Below are 1,545 nucleotides of genomic sequence, written 5' to 3'. Positions count from 1 at the left end.
ATCGGCTCGAAGTACAACCGGTCGGAGGTGTCGTAGTCGGTGGACACGGTCTCCGGGTTGCAGTTGATCATGATGGTTTCGTAGCCGTCTTCACGCATGGCCAGGGCCGCGTGCACACAGCAGTAATCGAACTCGATGCCCTGACCGATCCGGTTGGGGCCNCCACCGATCACCACGATCTTCTCGCGGTCGCTGGCGTCCGACTCGCACTCTTCCTCATAGGTGGAGTACATGTANGCGGTGTCGGANGCAAANTCGGCGGCGCAGGTATCCACTCGCTTGTACACAGGGCGGATATCCAGATCGTGGCGCAGCTTGCGCAGGCTCACCTCGGAGATGCCCAGCAGTTTCGCCAGGCGGGCATCGGAGAAGCCCTTGCGCTTGAGACGGAACAGGGTGGCCTGATCAATGTCGGCCTTACCGGCACTCTTCAGCGCCTGCTCTTCCCTGATCAGGTCCTCAATCTGCACCAGGTACCAGGGATCCACGTGGGTATGCTCGTGCAGGTCCTCCACCGTCATTCCCGCCCGGAAAGCGTCGCCGATGTACCAGATGCGGTCGGCACCGGGCACGTTCAGTTCGCGGGTCAGGGTTTCCCGGGAATTCTCGGAATCCAGGTCTTCGAGTTTCTCGTCAAAGCCTTCGGAACCCACTTCCAGGCCGCGCAGGGCTTTCTGCAGGGATTCCTGGAAGGTGCGGCCTATGGCCATGACCTCACCCACGGATTTCATCTGGGTGGTCAGGCGGGCGTCGGCCTGGGGGAATTTCTCGAAGGTGAACCGGGGGATCTTGGTGACCACGTAGTCGATGGACGGCTCGAACGAAGCCGGGGTGACGCCGCCGGTGATTTCGTTGCGCAGTTCGTCCAGGGTGTAGCCCACCGCCAGTTTCGCGGCGACCTTGGCGATCGGGAAGCCGGTGGCCTTGGAGGCCAGCGCCGAGGAGCGGGACACCCGGGGGTTCATCTCGATGACGACCATCCGGCCGGTGTCCGGATTCATCCCGAACTGCACGTTGGAGCCGCCGGTTTCCACACCGATCTCACGCAGGACTGCCAGCGAGGCGTTCCGCATGATCTGGTATTCCTTGTCGGTGAGGGTCTGGGCCGGGGCCACGGTGATGGAATCACCGGTGTGCACACCCATGGCATCGAAGTTCTCGATGGCGCAGACGATGATGCAGTTGTCGTTTTTATCCCGGACAACTTCCATCTCGTACTCTTTCCAGCCGATCAGGGATTCGTCGATCAGCAGTTCGTTGGTCGGAGACAGGTCCAGACCACGGGTACAGATTTCCTCGAACTCGTCGCGGTTGTAGGCAATACCGCCGCCGGAGCCGCCCATGGTGAAGGAGGGGCGGATGATGCACGGGAAGCCGATGTCGTCAGCCACTTTCCAGGCTTCTTCCATGGAGTGGGCAATCGTGGCCCGCGGACACTCGAGGCCGATCTTCTTCATGGCCTTGTCGAAGCGGTCCCGGTCTTCGGCTTTATCAATGGTGTCGGCGTTGGCGCCGATCATTTCCACGCCGTGCTTTTCCAGAATG

1 protein-coding gene is annotated in these 1,545 nt (G+C 61.2%); it reads right to left on the bottom strand.

Translation table 11 applies throughout. The annotated features are described in order from the left end of the window. Positions 1–1,545, bottom strand: a 1,545-nt coding sequence (carB, locus tag MDHKLMBL_RS20620) for a carbamoyl-phosphate synthase large subunit (protein ID WP_104272565.1), incomplete at both ends; no start/stop codon positions are given.

The organism is Marinobacter flavimaris (assembly GCF_002933295.1).
GTDB lineage: Bacteria > Pseudomonadota > Gammaproteobacteria > Pseudomonadales > Oleiphilaceae > Marinobacter > Marinobacter flavimaris.
Note: the sequence above shows the minus strand (reverse complement) of the source record. Positions and strands in the feature narration are given on the sequence as shown.